Annotated in this window: 10 protein-coding genes; all 10 read right to left on the bottom strand. The window is 70.1% G+C overall.

Going from position 1 to position 21,411, the window contains the following annotated elements; all coding sequences use genetic code 11:
• Positions 1 to 34: 34 nt before the first annotated feature.
• Positions 35 to 4,480, bottom strand: a complete 4,446-nt coding sequence (locus ACZYX4_RS04345) for an FtsK/SpoIIIE domain-containing protein (RefSeq protein WP_463873980.1) — start codon at positions 4,478 to 4,480, stop codon at positions 35 to 37.
• Positions 4,477 to 5,226: a hypothetical protein gene (locus ACZYX4_RS04340; protein ID WP_463873979.1), complete on the bottom strand. Its 750-nt coding sequence runs from the start codon at positions 5,224 to 5,226 to the stop codon at positions 4,477 to 4,479. Before ACZYX4_RS04340 ends, ACZYX4_RS04345 begins: the two co-directional genes overlap by 4 nt.
• 33 nt (positions 5,227 to 5,259) lie before the next feature.
• Positions 5,260 to 6,948: a serine/threonine-protein kinase gene (locus ACZYX4_RS04335; protein WP_463873978.1), complete on the bottom strand. Its 1,689-nt coding sequence runs from the start codon at positions 6,946 to 6,948 to the stop codon at positions 5,260 to 5,262.
• A complete protein-coding gene (locus ACZYX4_RS04330; RefSeq protein ID WP_463873976.1) occupies positions 6,945 to 8,870 on the bottom strand; it encodes an FHA domain-containing protein in 1,926 nt (641 codons plus the stop codon). The genes ACZYX4_RS04335 and ACZYX4_RS04330 overlap by 4 nt, the downstream gene beginning before the upstream one ends.
• Complete coding sequence (locus ACZYX4_RS04325) at positions 8,854 to 9,822, bottom strand: PP2C family protein-serine/threonine phosphatase (RefSeq protein WP_463873974.1); 969 nt, start codon at positions 9,820 to 9,822, stop codon at positions 8,854 to 8,856. The genes ACZYX4_RS04330 and ACZYX4_RS04325 overlap by 17 nt, the downstream gene beginning before the upstream one ends.
• Entirely contained in the window at positions 9,819 to 11,291 is a 1,473-nt protein-coding gene (locus ACZYX4_RS04320; protein WP_463873972.1) for an RDD family protein, read from the bottom strand. The genes ACZYX4_RS04325 and ACZYX4_RS04320 overlap by 4 nt, the downstream gene beginning before the upstream one ends.
• Entirely contained in the window at positions 11,288 to 13,846 is a 2,559-nt protein-coding gene (locus tag ACZYX4_RS04315; RefSeq protein WP_463873971.1) for a transglutaminase-like domain-containing protein, read from the bottom strand. The genes ACZYX4_RS04320 and ACZYX4_RS04315 overlap by 4 nt, the downstream gene beginning before the upstream one ends.
• Positions 13,843 to 15,174, bottom strand: a complete 1,332-nt coding sequence (locus ACZYX4_RS04310) for a DUF58 domain-containing protein (protein ID WP_463873969.1) — start codon at positions 15,172 to 15,174, stop codon at positions 13,843 to 13,845. The genes ACZYX4_RS04315 and ACZYX4_RS04310 overlap by 4 nt, the downstream gene beginning before the upstream one ends.
• Before the next feature lie 57 nt (positions 15,175 to 15,231).
• Complete coding sequence (locus tag ACZYX4_RS04305) at positions 15,232 to 16,206, bottom strand: AAA family ATPase (RefSeq protein ID WP_463873968.1); 975 nt, start codon at positions 16,204 to 16,206, stop codon at positions 15,232 to 15,234.
• Between the two features lie 106 nt (positions 16,207 to 16,312).
• Positions 16,313 to 21,411 (bottom strand): Ig-like domain-containing protein (locus ACZYX4_RS04300; protein ID WP_463873966.1); only part of this gene is annotated, 5,099 nt, incomplete at its 5' end.

Genomic DNA, 21,411 nt, shown 5'->3' with positions numbered 1-21,411 from the left:
CCCGGAAGCAACCACAACTGACAGGGCAACGGGCCTAGTTCCGGTTCTCGGGCGGCAGCGCGACCTGGAGCTTGCGGACCTTGCCGCGGCCCACGATGTAGCCGCGGCCGGGGATGAAGTCCGTGCTGATCCGGCCCAGTGAGGTGCTGAGCAGGCTGTCGCCCTCGATGTCGCCGGGGTTGAGCAGCAGGCCCCGGCGGCCGGACTTGAACGGCTGCGCGAGGGACCAGGCCGAGGACCAGGTGGAGGTCTCGGATTCCCCCACCACCCACTGTTCGGCCTTGATCGAGGCGGTGATGAGCCGTTCGATCCCGGATTCGGCTCCTGTGTCGGTGAAGTCGGTCAGTCCCTCGATGAAGATCGCGAGCTTGCCCGGGGTGCCGGTGGAGTAGTCCACCAGCTCGTCGATGGCTGCCTCGACGTCGTCCGCGCCCACCACGGAGCGGTCCCAGAGCTTCAGGGACGCCGCGGCGGAGCGGCGGGAGCCGATGTACAGCAGTTCGACGCCGGGGTTGGAGCGGCGCAGCGCGTAGGCCAGGGTCACCAGGGCCACGGTGCGGCCGGAGCCGGGCGGGCCTGCCAGCAGCAGCGGTCCCTTGGCCAGGATTTCAGCGGGCTGGAGCGTCTCGTCGTCGACGCCGATCACCGGCAGGTCCGGGCTGCCGGCGGGCAGGATGTCGAGGTCGATCTGGTCCGGCAGGCGCTCGATCTGCGGGGCGCGTTCGACACCCTGGCGCAGCATGGCCTCGGTGAGTTTGTGCACCTCGCGGGCCTGCACGGCCAGGTTGGAGTTGCCGCCGAGCACCGCGAGCTGGACCTCAAGGTTGCCCAGCAGGCCGCGGCCCGGAGGCGAGACCTGGCCCAGGACGTCCTTGGGCACATCCATCGACAGGTAGTCATCCTCGGAGGACAGGCGCAGCACCAGCCGGCGCTGGATCGAGGCCAGCAGCGACGCCGGCACGGAGTTGGGCCGGTCCCCGCTGACCACGAGGTGGATGCCCAGCGGGCGGCCGTCGGTGGCGAGCTGCAGGAAAATGTCCCAGAGCGCGGAGAGCTTGCTGTATTCGTAGGCCTCGCGGAAGGCGGACATGCCGTCCACCAGCACGAAGATCCGTTTTTCCTCCGGCCGGTCCGCGAGGGTCCGGTACTCCACGATGGTCGACGCGCGGATTTCTGAATAGCGGGCCGCGCGGTCGTCGGCGAGGTCCCGGAGCCAGCGCAGCAGCCGGCCGACGCGTTCGACGTCGTCGCCGTTGATGATCTCGCCGACGTGCGGCAGCTCATCGAGCATCTTCAGCCCCGAGGAGCCGCAGTCGATGCCGTAGACGTGCACCGGCCCGCCGCGCGGGGTGACCGCGGCCGCGATCGCGATGCCGCGCAGGGCTGCGGACTTGCCCGAGCCGCCGGTGCCGTAGATGGCCATGTTGCCGTCCCGGTCCGGTTCGTAGAACACCGTGGGCTGGTCCTGGTGCGCCGGGTCGTCCGCCACCCCGAGGAGCAGCCGTTCGTCCGTGCGCGGGTTCGGCAGCCGGGAGAAGTCGTAGGTGGTGGCGAGTTCGTCCAGCCAGGGCTTGCGGGGCGGGTCGATGGAGAGCACGTCGGCGGCCTTGATGATGTTGGCCGTCATCCGGGCGATGTCGTTCGGGCCCGCCGCCTCCTCCTTCACCGGGGTCGCGGGCGCCGGGGCAGCCCAGGCCGGGCCGGAGCCGAAGGCCATCTCGACGATCTCGATCTGCGGCCGCTGCGGCTTCTCGGTGGTCCAGCCGCCGGCGTACCCGGTCTGGAAACCCTGGATCCGGCCGGGGCCGGTCTTGGCGGCGCCGCGTCCGGGAATGGAGGGGTCGAAGTAGGCGGCAGTCGGCACGCCGAGGATGTCGAGCGCGTCGTCCACGTCGGCCATCCGCAGCGCCACCCGCAGGTTGGTGTTGGCGCGCAGGCTTTCCTTGATCACGCCGGCCGGGCGCTGGGTGGCCAGGATCAGGTGCAGGCCCAGGGAACGGCCGCGGGCGGCGACGTCCACCACACCGTCGACGAACTCCGGCACCTCGGTGGCGAGGGCCGCGAATTCGTCCACGATGATGATCAGGTACGGCGGCGCGTCCGGGTCCGCTTCGCGCTGGAGTTCCAGCAGGTCCTTGGCCTTTTTCCGGTTCAGCAGCCGCTCCCGGTAATGCAGCTCGGCCCGCAGCGAGGTCAGGGCGCGGCGGACGAGGTGCGGGGAGAGGTCGGTGACCAGGCCCACGGTGTGCGGCAGGTGCAGGCAGTCCGCGAACGCGGCGCCGCCCTTGTAGTCGACAAAGAGGAAACTCACCCGGTCCGGGCTGTAGGCCGCGGCCATGCCCATCACCCAGGACTGCAGGAACTCGGACTTGCCGGCGCCGGTGGTCCCGCCGACCAGGGCGTGCGGGCCCTCGTTTTTCAGGTCGAGGTAGAGCGGTTCGATGCCCTTGGAACCGACCAGGGCCCGGAGCGAGCCGTTGTCCTTGCGGTTGGGCACGGCGGAGGCCCGGACCGAGTTGTTTTCGGTCCAGCGCTCGGCCACGGCCGCCGGGTTGTCCAGGAAGTCTTTGCCGATCAGGGTCGCGTAGGACACGGCACGCGGCAGGTCGGAGTCGTCCTCCAGCGGCTTGCCGACGTCGACGACGGGTGTGAGCATGCGGGCCAGCTGGGCGGCGAGGCCGGTGTCGAGGCTTTCGCAGCTCACCGGGAAGGTGTGCCGGCCGAGCCGGACCTGGCCGGTGGTGGTGCCGTGGTCGCCGTCGACGGCCATGAAGTCCCGGCAGGCGGCCGGAAGCTGCTGCACCGAGGACGCCACCCACATCACGTGCACCCCGGAGTCCGGGCCCCGCTCGAGGACCCGGGTGAGCCGGCCGCGGTCCACCGGGGCGTCGTCCTCGACGACCACCAGCACGGCGGGCAGCAGCGGTTCCGGAAGGTCCGTGCTGAGTGGGTCGACGCCGGGCCGCGGGGCCGGGCGCGGGGCCTGGGAGGCGGCCTCCCGCTGGTCAATCAGGTCTTCCAGCCGGGACAGCAGGGCCGATCCGCCCGCGGGGCCGGCGGCGAGGTGGTCGCCGCTGAGCGGGCTGTGGCCGGAGCCGACGTGCGGGAGCCACTGCAGCCATTCCCAGCGTTCCTTGGACTGCGCCGAGGTGATGGCGGCCAGGACGACTTCCGCGGGCGAGTGCAGGCCGACGAACTGCAGGACCATGCCGCGGGCCACCTCGTCGACGAGGCCCCGGGACCCGGCGAGTCCGAAGGACCCGGCGGAACGCAGCTGCGAGACGATCGGCACCCCTTCGATGTCCCGGAACTGCGCCAGGCACTCCTGGATCTCGGCCATGTACTCGGCCTCGGTGTCGTTGCTGTTGGGCTCCTCGAACTGGATCCGCGAAGGCGCCGTGCCCAGGCCGAAGCGCAGTCCCAGGAAGCCGGTGTGCTCGGGCCGGTGGGTCCAGAGCAGCGGGCCGAGCTTGTAGATCGAGTCGACCGTGTCGCTGACCGAGGGTGCTTCCTGCAGCCGGACCGAGCGTTCCACGTTCTGCAGCCGGGTGATGTCCGTCCGGAAGGCGGCCATGGACCCGCGGAACTGCTTGTGTTGTTCCTTGCGCTCCCGTTTGGCCTGCAGCTTCTGGTCCACATAGTGGCCCACGATGAACAGCGGCATCATCAGCATAAAGATGACCGAGAGCACGTTCTGCGTGACGGCGAACAGGATGCCGCCCATCATCAGCGGCGCGAGCAGCATGATGTACGGGAAGGCGTGGTGCTCCTGGCGTTTGGGCCCGGCCGGGAGCATCCGTTTCTGCTGCTCGAACCGGGGCACCACGCGCGGCGAGCGGTTGAAGTCGATCAACGGCGAGCTCGGGGCGGAACTGTGTCCGGTGCCGAGCGAGACCACGGAGACAGTGGTGTCGCCCAGGGTCACGGTGTCCGAGGAGTTCAGCGTGGCGCGGGTGACCGGCAGCCCGTCCATCAGCAGCCCGTTGGCCGAGTTCGTGTCCACGATCTCGACCGTCTCGCCGACGGTGATGCGGGCGTGCCGCTTGGAGGTGAGCGGGTCCGTGAGCCGGACGTCGACGTCGCGGTCCCGGCCGACGTAGCTGGTGCCCGATGGCAGCGAGAATTCACGTCCGACGTCGGGCCCGGACAGCACACGCAGCGTCGCCGCCGCCGGTCCCCGGTTCGCCCCGGGCGTCGCGAACTGCTCACTGAGCTGGGTCAGCGAGACAATGGACCCGGGCCGCAGCCCGGATTCGAGCAGGTTGTCCTTGCGGTCCAGGATGCTGCCCTTCATGCCGCCGGCGGCGAAGGCCTCCTCGATGCTCAGGGACAGGTTCGACGGCGGCGGGGTCCCGCGCCGGGCCGGATCGGCCGCCCAGAGCTGCGTGGCGATGTCCGCCACGGTGGCGAGGCCGTCAACGGTGACGGCGAGGTCTTTGGCGTCGGCCGGGTCGCGGCGCAGCGTCAGTCGGATTCTCACGCTACGTCGACTCCAGTCAGTTCGTCAGTTGTGTGCTTTTCAGCGTTGTGCTTTTCAGCAGGGTGCTGTTGCAGCAGATACAGGTCAGCCGGGGTCACCAGGTGTGAGGTGACGGCGTATTCCACGAGCCGCGCGCGGCGGTTGGTGGCGAGCTTCCCGCCGCCTCCCCGCAGACCGGCGACCCCCACCTTGTCGAGCTTGTCGCACACGTTGTCCAGCTTTCTGTTGAACCGCGTCAGGGCCCAGCCCAGGGTTTTGGCGGCGTCGGCCGAGGACGGGATGGCACTGAAACCGGTCCCCTCCCGGCGCAGCACGGGTTCGGCGACGGCCACGATCAGGGACTTCTGCGAGTCGGTGAAGAGCACCGGGCCGATCGTGGTGTCGCCGCCGCTGTCCTCGTCGCGGGATTCCTGCCGGAACGCGGGGGTCCGCAGATGCACGGCAAACTCGTACGTGGTGGGGCCGGCGGTGAAGATGACGTTGGTGAGGCTGAACACCAGCGGAATCCGGGCGCCGGGCGAGAGCCAGGCCTGCATCCCGCCGGAGGCATCGGCAATGGTCGCGCACAGCATGCTGCCGACGTTGCTCAGCCACCAGATGCCGTCATAGCTGGCGATCTGCAGGAACTGCCGGTGCAGATACGGGTTGTCGTCCACCTCAAGGTCGCCTTCGCGGCCGATGCTGAAGATGTCCCCGTCCGAGGGTTCATGCCACTCGCCGCAGAAATCTATTGCCAGATCCCCCATAGTCCGTGCCTTTCAGAAAAGTCGTTGGTGGCGCTAGTTCGGGACGCAGGCGATGGAATCAGGGCCCAGCGGCGAGGAAGCCCCGTCGCTGCGGACGATCATGACCTGGATGCAGCTGGGTTCGGCCGGGTTCGCCGCGATGTCCGCGGCGGGTCCGGCGGACGACTGGTACTCGCCGTCACCTTTGAGGGTGTGGACCCGCCATTTATAGCTGTCGCCGGGTTTCGGCTGCGGGTTGGTCCAGGTGAAGTTGACTTTCCCGGCCGCACCGGCCACCCCGGCCAGCCCGGTGACGTCCGGCACGGTGCCGTTGTCCAGGGCGTCCGCGGGCGGTCTGCTGACCTGGTCGGTGGCTTTCGGCGCCGGCTCGGGCCGGGTGGTGCCGGCCACGATCCCGAGGGCGACGCCGGCCACCAGGACGGTGCCGCCGGCAATGGAGAGCAGCAGCTTGCGGCGGCCGTGGCCGGCCGGCTGCTCCCCCGCACCCTCGCCCCCGCTGCTGGCGGGAGGGGCCGCACTGGAACGGTTGACCGTGGCCGCAAGGTCGTCGTCGGGGGCGGGACCTCCGGTAGCGGGAGTCGGGGCGGCGGAAGTCCGGGCCGCGCCGGGCGCACCGGGCGCACCGGGCGCACCGAAGCCGGGCAGCGCCGGGCGCTGGGCGGTTTCGGTGTTGAAGGTGGTGGCGTTGTTGAAGGTGGTGGCGTTGTCGGGAGTGGAACCCGTGTCCGTGCCGCGGAACCGGGCCGGGAAGGTGGGGGCGCTGCCGGTGGCGTCCGGGTCGATCGCGGCGATGCTGCGGACCCTGGTTTCCTCGAAGCCGTCGTCCGGCTGGTTTTCCTCGGCGCGCGGCTCCTCCAGGACTTCGAACGATGTCACGGAGAGATTCAGTTCGGCCTGGATCCGCTGCAGGGCCAGCGCGAAGGCGTGCGCTGAGGAGTAGCGGGAGGAAGCGGACTTGGCCATCGCCGTCGAGAGCGCCAGTTCCAGGGATTCCGGCACGTCGGCGCGGCCCAGTTTCGGCACCGGCAGGTTGGTGATCCGTGAGATCAGCTCACGCTGGGAATTGTCCGCCCCCGGCAGCACAAACGGGGACCGTCCGGCCAGCAGGGTATAGAGCGTGGCGCCGAGCGCCCAGACGTCCACCAGGACGCCGTCGACATGGTGGCCGGTGAACTGCTCCGGCGGGGACCATGGGATGGACATGCCCGCGTCCTCGTCCGCGTCCCCGGCCAGGGTGCCGGAGATGCCGAAGTCCGTCAGTGCGGGCCGGTTGTAGTCCGTGACCAGGATGTTGGCGGGCTTGATGTCCCGGTGCGCGATCCCGGCCCGGTGGGCGGTCTCGACGGCGGACGCCACCTGGATGCCGATGGCCAGGACCTCGTCCACGCTGAAGCGCTGCCGCCGGTAGCGGACGTCCAGGCTGGGCCGGGAGCAATACTCCATGGCGAGGTAGGAATGCCCGGAATCGGTGATCTCGGCTTCGAAGATCGTCACGATGTACGGGTGCGAGGACAGCTGCGCCATCAGGTTGGCTTCGGATTCGAAGCGGCGGCGGGCGCCTTCGGTTTTCAGGTCCGAGAGCAGCACCTTGACGGCGACCTTGCGGTGGGGCCGGTCCTGCTCGTAGAGGTAGACGTCGGAGAAGCCGCCGGAGCCGAGCAGGCTGATGTAAGTGAACCCCGGGATGACTGGCGGCGGGGCGACGGGCCGTTTTGAGCTCACGGGATCTCCTCAAAGCGCAGCGAGATGCCGTCGCCGACTTCTGCGATGTCGCCGTCGAGCAGGATGGCCATTTCGCCCTGCGCGAGCCGGCGCGGGGGCTGGCCCTCGCGGACCAGCACGGTGCCGTTGGTTGCCTTGAGGTCGCAGAGCATAACGTGCCAGCCTTCGAGCCGGACCTCCACGTGAGAGCGGGAAATGTCTCCGCTGGGACTCGCCACCTGGATCAGCTTGGGCATCACGGCGCCCTGGACGCGCGACACCGAGGGCTGGCGTCCCACGATGAGTGACTGGTCGAGGTCGATCAGCTCGCCGGTGGACAGGCGCATCCGGCCCAGCTGGGGCCGCCGGACCTGGACGCCGTCGCCGGGCAGCGGCTGGCCGCAGCGGCCGCACTGGGAGTACGTGGACGGGTTGGCGTGGCCCTGCGGGCAGACGCGGGCCAGCACCAAGGGTCCGGTGGCCGGGTCCGTAGCCGGTCCTGTGGACGGGCGCTGCGCACTGGACGGCCGCGGGCCGGCCCCTGGGAGGTCGCTCTTCATGATCGTCTCGCCGTCATGGTCGGCATCCGCTTCCGGCGGGCGGGCCGGCAGGTGCAGGGCAGGCAGTTGCAGGGCAGGCGGCTGCGGAGCCGACGGCGGCAGCGCCGCGGGTGCAGGCCCAGCCGCCGCGGGCGCAGGCGCCAACGCCGGCGGGGGCGACATTGCTGGTGCCCGGGACGCCGACGACGGCTGCCGGTCGCCGCCGGTGTGCCAGGGGACGGAGTCGATCAGCCCGGTGGGCAGCGGCGGGCGCGGCGGCGCGGACGGTTCGGGTGCGGGAGCTGGGGCTGGGGCGGGAGCGGGGGCGGCTTCGGGTTCCGCGGCCTCCTTCGCCGGCCCAGGCTCTGCGCCGGCGGACCCGGTGCCGGCGGAGTCCGGGCTGGCGGATTCGACCGCGGGTTCGGCGTCGGGATCCTCGCGGACGGCCGCGTCTTCGATGTTCCGCATCACCGTCTGTTCCCAAAGGTGGTCGTAGGTGCCGGTGGGCTCCTGTTCGGCCGGTTCCGGTGCCGCGGCAGGCCGCTGCGCGGATGGTTCCGGCTCACGACCGGCCGCTGCGGATTCGGCGTCCGGTTCCGGTTCGGGTTCGGGTTCGGGTTCCGTTTCCGGTTCTTCGTGCAGGGTGCCGTCGAGCTCGAAGTCCGCGCCGGGGAACTCCAGCACGGTCTCCGCGGAGGCACCGTACTCGCTCAGCTCCGCCGCGATGTCGGCTTCGGCGGCCGCCAGGACTTCGTCCTCCACGGCTGCTTCATCCTTGGCCGCTTCATCCTGAGCCGCTGTCCCGGTGTCCGCCGCAACTGGCTCCCCATCAGCCGCCAAGGCTGCCGCTGCGGGGACTGCCGCGGCTGGGACCGCCGGGGCGGCCGCCGGAACGGCAGCACCGGTGAAGGCCGCCGAAATGGCTGCACCGGCGAAGTCCACCCGGAGGCACTGGAGCAGGACCACCCCGTCAGCCAGCGGCAGGTCCGCCACGGCGCCGGAGGTCCCTGCGGTGCCGGCGCCGGGGACATTCAGGCTGAATCCGTCGGCCTGCGCGAAGCGCCGTTCCGTCCAGGTGGTGACCTCGCGGCCACTCAGTTCCACCGGGCCGGACGGCAGGTCCACGGTGAGGTCGATCTCACCGCGCAGGAACACCTGGATGGGGCCGCGGTGGGCCACGATCGCGAACCACGGCAGCCGGGCGAGCGAACCGCCCGAGGCCGAGGACACCGCCTCGAGCACCTCAGGTGCGTCGGGACCGGTGGCCAGCAGCTCCCACAGTGAGTCAACCAGGGCCGGCGCGCTGTCCGGCCCCAGCAGGACCACGGTCCCGGAGCGCACCATACCGAGCCAGCTGCCGGGCGCGTAACGCGCGGCCGCGGCGGGGTTACTGCTTGCCATCATGTGGGTCCTTGCCCTGTCCTTCAGGAACCTGTCCCGCAGAAACCGGATCCCCGGTGGGGGCCAGGTCCAGGGCCTCGGTCCGCGGCAGGGTGTCCATGTCCTCCGCTGCGGCGGCGCTGCGCGGCGCGGTCCGGGCGGCGCCGTCGTCGTTGTTGACATTGGTGGCGTCCACGACGATGCAGGTGACATTGTCCCGGCCGCCGCTGCGCAGGGCGGCCTGGATGAGTTCATCGACGGCCGCCTGCGGGTCCGTCTGGGAGCGCAGGATATTGGAGATGTGCTCGTCGTCGAGTTCGCCGTTGAGCCCGTCGGAGCAGACCAGGATCCTGTCCCCCTCCTCGACGGGCAGCAGCCAGTAGTCGGCCTCGATCTCGTCGCCGGTGCCCAGGGCGCGGGTGACGACGTGGCGGCGAGGGTGCACGGCGGCCTGCGCCTGGCTGATCTGTCCGGCGTCCACGAGTTCCTGGACCTCGGAGTGGTCGACGCTGACCTGCTTGAGTTTGCCCTGGCTGAGCCGGTAGGTCCGGGAGTCGCCGATGTTGAGGACCAGCCAGTACGGGACCCCCATCTGCTCCACCACCACAACGCCGGAAAGTGTGGTCCCGGCGCGGGCACCCGTGGCCTCGCGGATGCTTTCGTCGGCCATCAGCAGGTGCTCCTGCACGACGCCGGCGGTGGCGTCCCGCCCGCCGCCCGCCAGCTGCGGGATCCGGGCGAGCGTGCGGACGCAGATGCCGCTGGCGATCTCACCGGCCTCGTGCCCGCCCATGCCGTCCGCGACAGCGAAGACGGGATCGGAGGCAATATAGGAATCCTCGTTCATTTCGCGGCGCAGGCCGCGGTCCGTGCCGAATCCGGGGTTCAGCCGCAGGCCTGGGGTACTGCCCGGGCCCGGCACGGGGGCACTGTCGGAGTTGGCGGGGGAGGAAACGGCGGCCGGCTGGGGAATCATGCCTGTCCTAGGTAGAAGGAGCGGTCACCGAAGTGCACGGTGGACCCGGGGCGGACGTGGGCGGGCTCGCCCGCCGCGAGGGCGGTACGGCTACCGTCCGGGGTGGTGACGGAGCTGCCGTTGGTGGAGTCGCGGTCGGTGACCCAGACCCCCCCGTCTCCGGCAAGCAGGTGCAGGTGGGTCTTGGAAATGGAACGGCCGGGATCGGCGACCCGGATGAGCTGCGCGGTGTCCTCCCCGGGGTGTCCGGCGGGGTTCCGGCCGATCAGCACGGTGCGGTCCAGCTCGACGTCCCGGCCGTCGTCCAGCCGGATCCGGAGGATCGCCACGGTGACCGGAGCGTGGGTGTCGCCCCGGGCCCGGGTGCGGTCGTGGTCGTCGTCGGGGTGCGTGCCCGGCTGGAAATCCACGTTGAGCGAGGGTGGTGTCGGGGCGGGCGGCGCGGGCTGCGGCGCCGCGGGCGGCTGCCACTGGCGGGGATTGAGGACCGCCGGGACCGCGGGAGCAACCGGCGCGGGGGCGGCGGCTGCGGCGGCCGCCAGCGGCGACATGACCTGCTGCACCGGGGGAAGGTCCATCGGCGCGAAGCTGTACGGGCCCTGGATGCCGCCGGTGGTGATCGGACTGCGTCCGGCTTTGACGTCGAAGACGAGGGTCTTGGCGGCTGTGTCGTGCCAGCCGCGGAGCTGGCCGTTGCGGTCCCAGGTGTTGGAGAGCACCACGAGGACAGCCCAGGCCGTGCCCAGGAACAGCAGGGGTCCCAGCACCAGCAGCGCGACGCCGAACCACTGGAAGATCACGACCGCGGCGGCAGCGGCCACTCCGAGCAGCACGCCGGCACCGGTGATGAGGCCGCGGAGGAACACCGCTCCCCCGCCCGGGGCGGAGCCGTCAGCATCCGTGCTGCGGATGCCCATCAGCCGGTTGCCGGGGGTCGCGCCGGAACGGGCTTCGAGCGACGCGAGAACCGCCGTGTAGATCAGAGTGAGTCCCGCGCCGATCCCGCCGAACAGCACCAGGGAGGAGGTGTCGTAGACGATGAAGCCCCCGCTTTGGCTCCTGGTGACCCCGGCGAAACCGATCGCCAGCAGAATCGCCAGGATGGTGACCGGCGGCAGCCAGTCCAGCACGGCGGCCCCCAGCCGCTTTCCGGCAGCGGCGGGAACCAGTTCAAGCTTGTTCGGCATGGAAGTCCCTCCCCCTGGTCCGCGGCCCGTGGCTGGGCCCTGCGCTACGGGGATACTACCGGGGATCAGGCCGGTGTGCCCGGCGGCGGGGTTCCGGGCGTCCGCGCCGCCGGGACCCCACGCGTGGATCTCCTGCTGGTCCCCGGCCGCGGGAAGCTCCCGCACGTTACGGACATTCCGCGCGGAACGGTTACTCAGTGGCGTCCCGCAGGAGGTGCAGAAAGCAGCCCCGTGGCGGAGCGGCTGCTGGCAGCGCGGGCAGAGCTCGGTGTCGTCGGTCATGGCGTGTTGCGGTTCTTCCTGGCGGTCTGGCTGGCGTCGACCGGGGGGTTGGCGGCAGCATCAGGGTGGGCTGCCGCCGGCGGACCGGACTCCACTGTACCGGCAGGGGTTTGCGGACCGGCGGGCGCCGCGCGCTTGAAGCCGGGGCGGCCGGACCCGGGGCCCCGGCGCTTGAGCGCGGCCCGGCCGTCGGCCAGCAGGGAACGCGGCGAGAACCGGGCCCGCTGCCGGGCCCAGAAGCCAAGCGTTCCGGTCATCTCCTTGAGCGAGCCATCCACGCTCTCCCAGTACTGCCGCACCTGGTCCTCGCTCGGCTGGCCGGCGCCGAAGATCGCCGCATCGGCCCGGTGGGCGAGGAGCGTGGTGGTTCCGCCGGTGGCCGGGAACGCACCGGCGAGCACGACGGCGGACTCGCGCCGGGTGGCGCGGGTGTCCACCCCGGCGCCGAGGTCCGTCGCAAGGCTGACGACTTCGCTCCAGCCGCCGCCGACGCGCTGCGCCGGCGGGCCTTCGCTGAAGCGGGCCTTCCGGCGACGGGACTTGAGCAGGGCGATCAGCAGCAGCGGCAGTGCCAGGACCGCGACCGGGATGAGCGCCAGGCCGACCGCCGTGAGGAGGGGTCCCCAGAAGAGCCAGGGGTTGTTCTTCTTCTCGTCGGCATCGAGCGCATCCGGTGAGGAGTCGGGCGGAAGGTCCGCGGGCTCCTGCGGCGGCGGCGGCGGTTGCAGCACCTGCGGCTTGGGCTTGGACTTGTTCTCCGGATCCGGCGGGATCGGCACATTGTCCTTGGGCGGGGTGGGATCGAAGGACACCCAGCCCACGCGGTCGAAGGCGACCTCGACCCAGGCGTGGACGTCCTTGCCCGTGATCCTGACTTCGCCGGCGCCGTTTTCCGGGCTCTTGGGATCCGGGTAGAACCCCATCACCACCCGGGAGGGGATGCCGAGGTGGCGCAGCATAAGGGACATCGCCACGGCGTACTGCTCGTCGTCGCCCAGCATCTGTTTGGCGGTGAGCAGGCTCCGGACGCGGTTGGCGCCGTGGCCGGAAACGCTGGGCAGCTGGCCGTCGGCGATCAGGCCGTTGCTGAAGGCGCCCTTCTTCTGGAAGTGCGCCTCGATCTGGCGCACCCGGTCAATGGCGGTGGGGGCATCGGAGGCGAGGTCGTTCGCCTGGGACCCGACGACGGGGGGCACTTCGGCGGGGTCCGGGAGGGACAATTGGGCGAAGTCGTACTGCGTCAGCTGCCCGTGTTCCAGGGTGGCGGGATCGGCCACCTGGACGCGGTAGGCATCGCCCTTCGCCAGCCCCCTGGTGGTCACGGCCGTGTCCGTGCCGGCGTTGAAATACAGGCCGGACGCTGCGCCCGAGCCGTCTCGGGCGAAGCTGATTCCGGTGGTCTTGCGGCCGCCGGGGAGGAAGTAGCCCTGGTAGTCCTCGATCGTGATGTCCAGGGTGTAGTTGTTGCTGGGCACAATCCCGGTGGAGTCGGCCAGGGTGTTAAGGGACTTCGCGTCGCCCACCTTGCTGAAGCTGCCGGAACCGTTCGGGTCCATGTTGTAGTTGGTGCCGTTGAAGGAGTCGAGCGCGGCCAGGCGCACCCGGGCATCCCTGGGCAGGCCCTTGACGACGAAGAGGTTGTCGTCCTTTTTGTCCTTGACGAGGCTGCGGAAGCTCGCCAGCGGCGTCACATAGTCCTTGGGATCGAACGGCGGGACGATCGTGTTGCGCAGCACGCGGCGGTCGTCGCCGGCGGTGACCAGCGGGGACGCGACGGCGGTGACCGCCACGGCGACGGCGATCACCGCCGCGGCGGTGCCAAGCCGGCGCAGGGCGGCCGCGCGGGCGGCGGCCTCGTCCGTCTCCGGCCGGTTGACGGAAACCGTGCGGGTGTCGCTGCGGCGGAGTGCGTCGCGGCGGAAGGTGGCCCAGGCGATCGCGACCACGGTGAGTGAGATACCGCGTTCCACCGTGAGGAACCCGGCGTTCGTGCTGAAGGCGATGCCGGTGATGAACAGGACCAGCACCGGCAGCAGCGGCCAGTACGGGCTCTTGAGCCGCCAGATCAGCAGCCCGGCCGCCAGCGCGGTGAGGAGTGAACTCAGGAACGGCACAATCAGGGTGCCGCCGGCGGTGCCGACCGGCACACCGACGGTGAGCATGTCCTTCCAGGCGAACACGACCCCGAGCAGCAGGGTGCGCAGCGAATCGAGGGTGGGCAGCACCCCGGCGAAGGAGGCTTCCGGGACGGCCAGGGCGGTGCCGAAGACCAGGTATGCCCCGAGCGTGAGGGCAGCGGTGATCAGGAGCCCGAGCCGGAAGTGCACCGCGGCCGCCGCCAGGGCCAGGCCCAGCAGGATGCCGCCGAAGCCCGCGACCAGATAGTAGGGGTCCCCCCCGAAGCTGAGGCTGAAGCCCAGCACCCCCAGGCCAAGCAGCACGGTGAGGGCACCGGCGTCGAGCCCGAGGTGCCAGAGCGGCTGGCCGCCGGCAAAGCCGGAGCGCTTCGCAGCTGCAGTGTGGTTGCGGGAGCGGAGCGGGGTTGCGGTGCTCATGCTGCTGCCTTCCTCAGCACGATGGCCAGGTCCGGGAGGTCGCCGAGGGTCAGCACGGTCAGGTCCCCGATGGTGGCCCGGGCCGGGGCGGCCCCGGACTGGAGCCGGATGGCGAGGGTGCGGACACCCAAGGGCACCGCGGCCGCGGCGGAGCGCAGCTGGGTGGCGGTGACGTTGCTGCCCACAATCAGGAACACCACGGAGGCGTTGGGGACGGTGTCCGCAAGGCTCCGTGCGAGGTCAACGGCTGTCCTGCGCTGTGGTGCGCCGACGATCCGCGTCATTTCATCGAGCATGTTGCGGCCGGTTTCGCAGCGCAGCGGGCCCTTCTGGGTGAGCACATCGAGGTCGCGTTGTTCGCGGATGGCCTGCCGTCCGATCGAGGCGGCGGCGGAGATGGCCAGCTCGAACTCCTCTTCGGAGGCGTATTCGTCCGCGTTGATGGACAGCGAAATGGCGAGGTGTGCGCGGCGGGTTTCCTCGAACTGGCGGACCATGAGCTTGTTGGTGCGTGCCGTGGTCTTCCAGTGGATGTGCCTCCGGTCATCGCCCGGCACGTAGTCGCGCAGCGCGTGGAAGGATACGTCGGCACTGGACAGGTCCGTGGTGGGCATACCCTCCAGGTCGCGGATGAATCCGGCGGCCGAGCCGGCCAGCGCCGTGGTTTTCGGGTGCACGAACAGGTCCTCGGGTTCGGTCCAGCGCACCTGGCGGCGCAGCAGGTGCAGCGGGTCGGCGCGGACGGAGCGGACCGGACCCACCACAATCACGGCCCGGCGCGCGGTGGGGATGGTGAACAGGTCCTCATGGACCTGCCGGGGTTTCATCCTCGGCAGGTGGAACACGGCTGTGGCAGCCCCCACCGGGAGTTCCAGGTCCGCGGCCAGCAGGGGCCGGGCGGAGGTGTTGGAGACCGCAATGCTGCCGACGGCGCTGTCCCCCACCGCCACCCGCGTCCGCGCCAGATCCAGGACCACGCCATAGGAGGAGCGGCCCAGAATGAAGCCGACGGCGAGGACGAACAGGACGAACGCGGCGATCGCTGCCGCCTTGGCTTCCTGCCAGCCGAACGCCTGGCCAAGGGTCCAGAGCAGGATCGAGGCCGCCAGGACGAACCAGCCCAGGAGGCTCACCACGGACAGGACAGGCCACACGTGGCGCAGCCACAGCGCGCGGACGGCGCGCCAGGCCGGGGCGAGGACCAGGCCTGCAGTGCTTCCCGCCTCGGTCCAGATCGAGCCGGGATGCAGCCGGGTGCGCCTGCCGTCCCGGTGGAAGGGCTGTTGCAGGCGTTCAGCAAGCCGGGTCAGCGGAGTGCTGGAGGACATATGGGTGCCTTTGTTCGTGCTGGGTTTTCTGGGTGCCGGTGCTGCTAGCCGGTGCTCTTAGACAAGGGAGGCGCGCTGCTGCGGTGCGGCGACCGCGGCGAGGACGCGGGTCAGCACAGCCTCGGGGGTCGCACCGGAGAACTCGGCTTCCGGGTCCATCACGAAGCGGTGCGTCCAGACGACGGCGGCCAGCTCCTTGATGTCGTCCGGGAGCACGAAGTTGCGTCCCTGGCTGGCGGCCCAGACCTTGGCGGCGCGGACCATCGCGAGGGCGCCGCGGACGGAGACGCCGAGCCGGGTTTCCGGGGCGTTGCGGGTCTCCTCGCACAGCCGGGAGATGTATTCGAGCACTGCGGTGTCCACATGCGTCGTGGCGGCAAGGTCTGCCATGTCCGCGATCGCCTGGGTGGTGATGACGGGGGTGATCTCCTTGGAGCGGTCCTTGAGGTTGGCGCCGCCGAGCAACTGCACCGTGGAGGCGTGATCGGGGTAACCGATGGAGGTCTTCATGAGGAAGCGGTCCAGCTGGGCCTCGGGCAGCCGGTAGGTGCCGGCCTGCTCGATCGGGTTCTGGGTCGCCATCACCATAAACGGGCGGCCGGCCTCGTAGGTGGTTCCGTCCACCGTGACGCGGGATTCCTCCATGACCTCCAGCAGTGCCGACTGGGTCTTGGGCGAGGCCCGGTTGATTTCGTCGGCGAGGACGATGTTGTTGAAGATGGGCCCCTTGTGGAACTCGAACTTCTGCGTCTTCTGGTCGTAGATGGTCACGCCGGTGACGTCCGAGGGCAGCAGGTCCGGGGTGAACTGGATGCGGTTGTTCGAACCCTGGACGGTGGCCGCGAGGGCACGGGCCAGCATGGTCTTGCCGGTGCCCGGGGCGTCCTCGAAGAGGACATGTCCCTCGGCGAGCATCGCGGTGAAGGTCAGCCGGATGACGTGGGTCTTGCCCAGGACGGCCTGGCCGACGTTGGCGACGAGCTTCTCGAAGGTGCCGGAAAACCATTCGGCCTGTTCGGTGGTCATGGTCATGGGGTGGTCCTCTTCTGTTCTGGGTGAATCTGTTCTGGTAGAAAGTGCTGGGTGGCCCGCCGGCAGGGAATCCTGCTGTGTCCGGCGGTAAGTCTAGTTGGACGCATCAGCAGCCGCCGGGGCGAGGTCCGGTGAGGTCCACGGTGGTGGACTTGACGAACCAGCCCGGGTGGCTGCCTTCGGTGACGCGGTACCAAGGGGTGCCGTTGCCGTAGATGTCCTTGGTGCAGTTGATGGCGAGCTTGCCCTCAGCCCGTTCGACCCAGCCGACGCCGCAGTCCTTCGGCGGACCGGGCGAGTACGTGTCGGTCTGGTTCGGTTTGCCTGGACACGTCCTGACGGTGCTGGCCTCGACCTGGATCTGGGACACCGGAACCGGTGGCGGCGGCTCCGAACCGCTGCGGGAGTTGTCCTGGCCGATCCGGCCGGGCTGGCCCGCGCTGATGGCGCGGACACGCAGCGTCTTGGTTTCGCTGTAGCCGGCACCGGCGGAGAAGGAGCGCTGGTCGGTGTCGACCCAGCCGCCGCCGTCGAGGCTGTACTGGTAGCCGGTGACGGGACGTCCGTTGCCGTTGGGCTGGGTCCAGGTCCAGGACACGGACCTGTCGCCCTGGGGCTTGCTGGCTCCGGTGACGGCCGGTGCGGACGCGAGTCCGTACGGGTTCACCGAAGCCGAGGCGGGGCTGGCGTCGCCGGTGCTGGAGCTCCTCGAGGAGACCGCCCAGACCACCACGGCGGTGGCGGTCCCGTTGGGGGCGGCCACCACCGCGCCGCCGGCGACAATGTTGCCGCTGCCGGCGCCGGACGTGAGCTTGTATTTGTACGTGATTTCACCGGCGCTGGAGCCGTTGCGCTGCTCCGCGGTGAGCGCGGTGAAGCGGACGTCGATCTTGCCGCCGTCGCCGCCGGTATCCACCAGGGTTGCCGACGGCTGGCCCACCATCGCCGGTTTGCCCACGGCGCGCACGGCCGCGGACTGGGCGCTCGTTCCGGAGGTTCCGGCCTTATTTGTGGCGGACACCGTGAAGGTGTAGTCCGCTTCCGAGTTGGCCACGGTGACGTTCTGCGTGGTGCCGGACACCTGCTGGGTTGCCACGGCGGCGCCGCCGCGCAGGGTGGTCAGCGTGTAGGCCGAAACAGCGTCGCCGTTGTTGTTCGGGGCCGTCCAGTTCACCTTGAGCTGGCTCTGGTTGCCCACTGGGCCAGCCGCCGTCGCATTCGGCGCTGCCGGGGTGACGGGCACCCCGGCAGGGGTTTCCGCTGCGGAGTAGGCGCTCCATTCGGAGGGCTCCCTGGCGTCATTGCGGGCCAGGACGCGCACCTTGTAGGCCACTCCGTTCTTGAGTCCCTTCCAGACGTAGCTCACCGAGCCCAGGTTCTGGATCTGGGCGTTCTGCCCGGCCGGGGCCGGGGAGATCTCCAGGTCGTAGGACTTGACCGGCGAGCCCTTGGAAGCGGGTGCCGGCCATGTCAGGGTGAGCTGTGTGTCGCCGTACTTCGCTGCGGGCGCGGCCGGGGTGTCCGGCTTGACGTCGGGGCGTACTTCGGCCGACGCCGGGGACGGCTCGGAGGTGCCCAGGGCGTTGGTGGCCGTGACCTGGAAGTGGTACATGGTGTTGTTGGCCAGCCCGGTGAGCGTGCAGGAGTTGGCCGGGCAGTCCTGGCTGTAGCCGCCCTCGCCGGTGACCGTGTACTTGGTGATAGCCGAGCCACGGTCCGCGGGCGCAGTCCAGTTCAGCAAGGCGGTGCTGTCCCCCACGCTCGCAGCCTGCGGTGTGGTCGGCGCCAGCGGCTTGTCCTTGACCGTCAGCCGGATCCGCGCCGTTGCGTAGCGCGAGGACGCCCCGGTCTTGTCCGCGACGGTGTAGGCCACGATCATGGTGCCCGAGAACCCGTCGGCCGGCGTGACGGTGACGGAGTCCCCGTTGACGTCCGCGGAGCCCTGGCCGGTCTCGGTCACAGCCGACACGATCTTCAGCGCCGTCTCCGGGAACGGGTTGGCGTCATTGTCGAGCACCCGCACGGTGACGGGTTTGCCTGCGGCGGCGTTGGGTTCCAGATCGTCGTTGGCCACCGGCTTGGGCCGGTTGGAGGCCGTGACGGTCAGCTGGTAGGTCGCGGTGGCCTCGAGCCCGCGGGGGTCCCTGGCCTTGACCTGGACCGCTCCTGTGGCGCCGGCCTCAGTGCCGTCCTTGGCGGAGGCTTTGAGGGTCTTCCCGTCAATGCTGGCGTCCAGGCCCGCCGGAACACCGCCCACCAGTTCATACGCCATCTTGTCCACGTCGCCGTTATCGGGGTCGGTGGTCAGTTTGCCCAGGTCGGTCGTGGTGGAGTCCGCCGTGGGCACCTCCACCTGGCTGCCCAGCAGCACCGGCGGGTTGTTCCGGTTGGGGTCCGGGAGCACCTTGGTGCGGATGCTGAGGGTGGACTTCAGTCCGGCGGGGTCGTCCGGGCCGGATCCGTCGGTGACTTCGAAGCTGAGCGAGCCGGGGCCCACGTAGTCCTGGCCGGCCGTGTATTTCAGGGCGGCCCCGTTGCCGGCAACGGGGTCTGACCCGTCGGCACCGATCAGTTTGATCCGGTCGGCCTGGGTCAGGCGCGGCGATCGTCCGTCACGGACCTTGACCCATTCCTTGAGGTCTACGGTGACGGACTGCCCGGCGACGACTTCAATCACTTCGTCCCTGGCCAGCGTGGGGACCTGTTGGCCCACGCCGGGGACCCAGATGATGGCGGTGGATTTCTGTCCGTCGAGGTCCTCTACCGTGTACGGGATGAGCTGCGGCTGTTCGGTCAGTTCCACGTTCATGGTGCCCTCGGCGCCCGGCCGGGCGGTCGTGGCGTCGGTGGCGATCTTGAGGTTTTCGCCGACGCCGTCGGGGTCCTCGTCATTTTTGAGGACGGGGACGTCGACGGCGGTCTTGCCGAGCGTCTGGGCGGAGGTCACCCGGTCGTCCCGGGCGATCGGGGCCTGCAGCGGCACGTCTGCCTGCACCTTGACGGCGATGGCGGCCTGCGCCGTGGCGCCGCGGTCGTCCGCCACGGAGTAGCGCACGTTGACGGTCCCTTCTGCCCCGGGGGCGAGCAGGATGATGCGCGAAGACTGCTTGCTGACGGTGGCCTGCAGTTCCGGAGCGGCTTCGATGCCGTCGCTGATGATCCGGATCTGGTCGCCGTCGGGGTCGGTGTCGTTGCCGGTGGCGTCCACGGCGATCTGCCGTCCGGGGCGGACTTTGACCTCGTCGTCCACCGGGGTGGGTGACTGGTTCGTCTCCCCGCGCGGGGCGATGCCCACGGTCACGGTGCCGGTGTTGATGGCGCCCTGGCGGTCCACCACTTTGTAGCGGAAGGTGTCCGTGCCGGCGCCGTCGCCGGCTGCCGTGAAGTCGATGAAGGTGCTGCCCACCGTGGCGGTGCCCATTGCCGGGGTGCTGTCGATCCCGGTCAGCTGGACGGAGTCGCCGTCGGGGTCGATCCCGTCGAGCTCCACCGGAATCCGCACAGACCCGGCCGCCACCACACGGGCGGTGAGGTTCCTGGGCTGCGGGCGGGAGTTTTCCGCGCCCTCCAGCGGCAGGATGTGGATGGTGACGGCCGCGGCGCTCTTCTGGCCCTGCGGGTCGACGGCGTTGTAGATCGCGCGGACGGTCCTGGGCTCCGCGCCGGCGATGAAGCGGAGGGTGTTTTCGGAGACGAAGCTCTTCCCGTCGGTTTCGGGGACGGGCTGCGGCAGGACGGCATCCACACTGAGCTTCTCGCCCTGGGGGTGGGTGTCGTTGGCCAGCACCGGGATGGTGACGACGTCGTTGACCCGCACGTTCACCTCGTCCGGCTTGGGCTGCGGGGCCTCGAGCACGGCGGGAGCCGGGACGGGAACCACGGAGACACTGCCGGTGGCCGACTTGGTGCCGTTGGACATGGTGTAGCGGAAAGTGAACGGGTCCTTGGTGCCGACGATGTCGGTGATCCGCAGGACGCTGTGGTCGATCACGCTGACCGAGGCGGTCGCGTTCTCGGGCAGCTGGACGGACTGCAGCACCAGCACGCCGCCTGACGGGTCCGAGTCGTTGGCCAGCGGATCCAGGAGCACACTGCCGCCGACGGGCATCAGGGCGAGGTCGTGCACGGCCACCGGGTTGCCGGGGTCCTTGCCGGATTCGACGTCCACGCGGATCAGGCCCTGGCTGCTTTGCGGGCCGTTGCTGGCGATATAGCTCAGGTAGATGGGGCCGGGGGTGCCGCTGCGGAAGGTGAAAGTTCCCCCGTCGGTCACGGGACCCAGTTCCGCGGTGCCGGCGGCCTCCACCTGGGCCAGCCGCAGCGCGCCGCCGTTGGGGTCGACGTCGTTCTTGAGCGGCGCGATCACGAGGTCCTGGCCGGCGACGGCGGTGACGTGGTCGGCGTTGACCACTGGTGGCAGGGCGCCGGGAGGCTGGACGTTCACGACGACCTTGCCGGTGGTGGTGGCCCGGCCGTCCCAGACGGTGACGGTGACGGATTTCCTGCCCGGCGCGGCGCCGGAGTCCTGGTAGGTGAGCAGCCCGTCGCGGCGGACCTTGACCTGGTCCTGGTCGTTGTCGGCCTTGGCGTCCATCAGCACGAGGTCATCGCCGTCGGGGTCGGTCCAGTCGGTGAGGATGTTCTGGCTGACGGTTTTGCCCTGCTCCACCAGCATGGTGGTGGGCTCGCCGCGTTTGAACAAGGGTGGAAAGTTCTCGTCCGGGCCGACGACGTTCAGGGTGATGTTGCCGGCAGCGGAGAGGCCGCGGCCGTCGGCGGCGTTGTAGCTAAAGGTTTCGGTGCCGGGCAACGCGTCCGCCGGGACGGTGATCTGGAAGGCGGTGCCGCCGTAGATGTTCTCGAGGCTGCCGGATACCGGGCCGTTGTCCCCGACGGAGGCCGTGAGGACATCGCCGTCGGGGTCCGAGTCGTTGTCGAGCACGGGGAGGATGGTGGTGCGGCCCGGGCGGACGCCGACGGCGTCAGGCTTGGTTTCCGGGGGCCGGTTGGGTTTGGTGCGGTCGGGCAGGACGTTGACGGTGTTGGTGTCCGCCGACTCCTGGTCCTGGTCATCGGCCTGGTTCTTGGGCGGCACCACGTCGTCCCAGTTGTTGACGAGCTGCATGTTCTGGTTGACCAGCCAGACATTGCCCGAATTCACATCATTGAGGACCACCAAATCCCGGTTCACCCGGAACACATAAC

It is taken from the genome of Pseudarthrobacter leeuwenhoeki (assembly GCF_055412885.1).
Note: the sequence above shows the minus strand (reverse complement) of the source record. Positions and strands in the feature narration are given on the sequence as shown.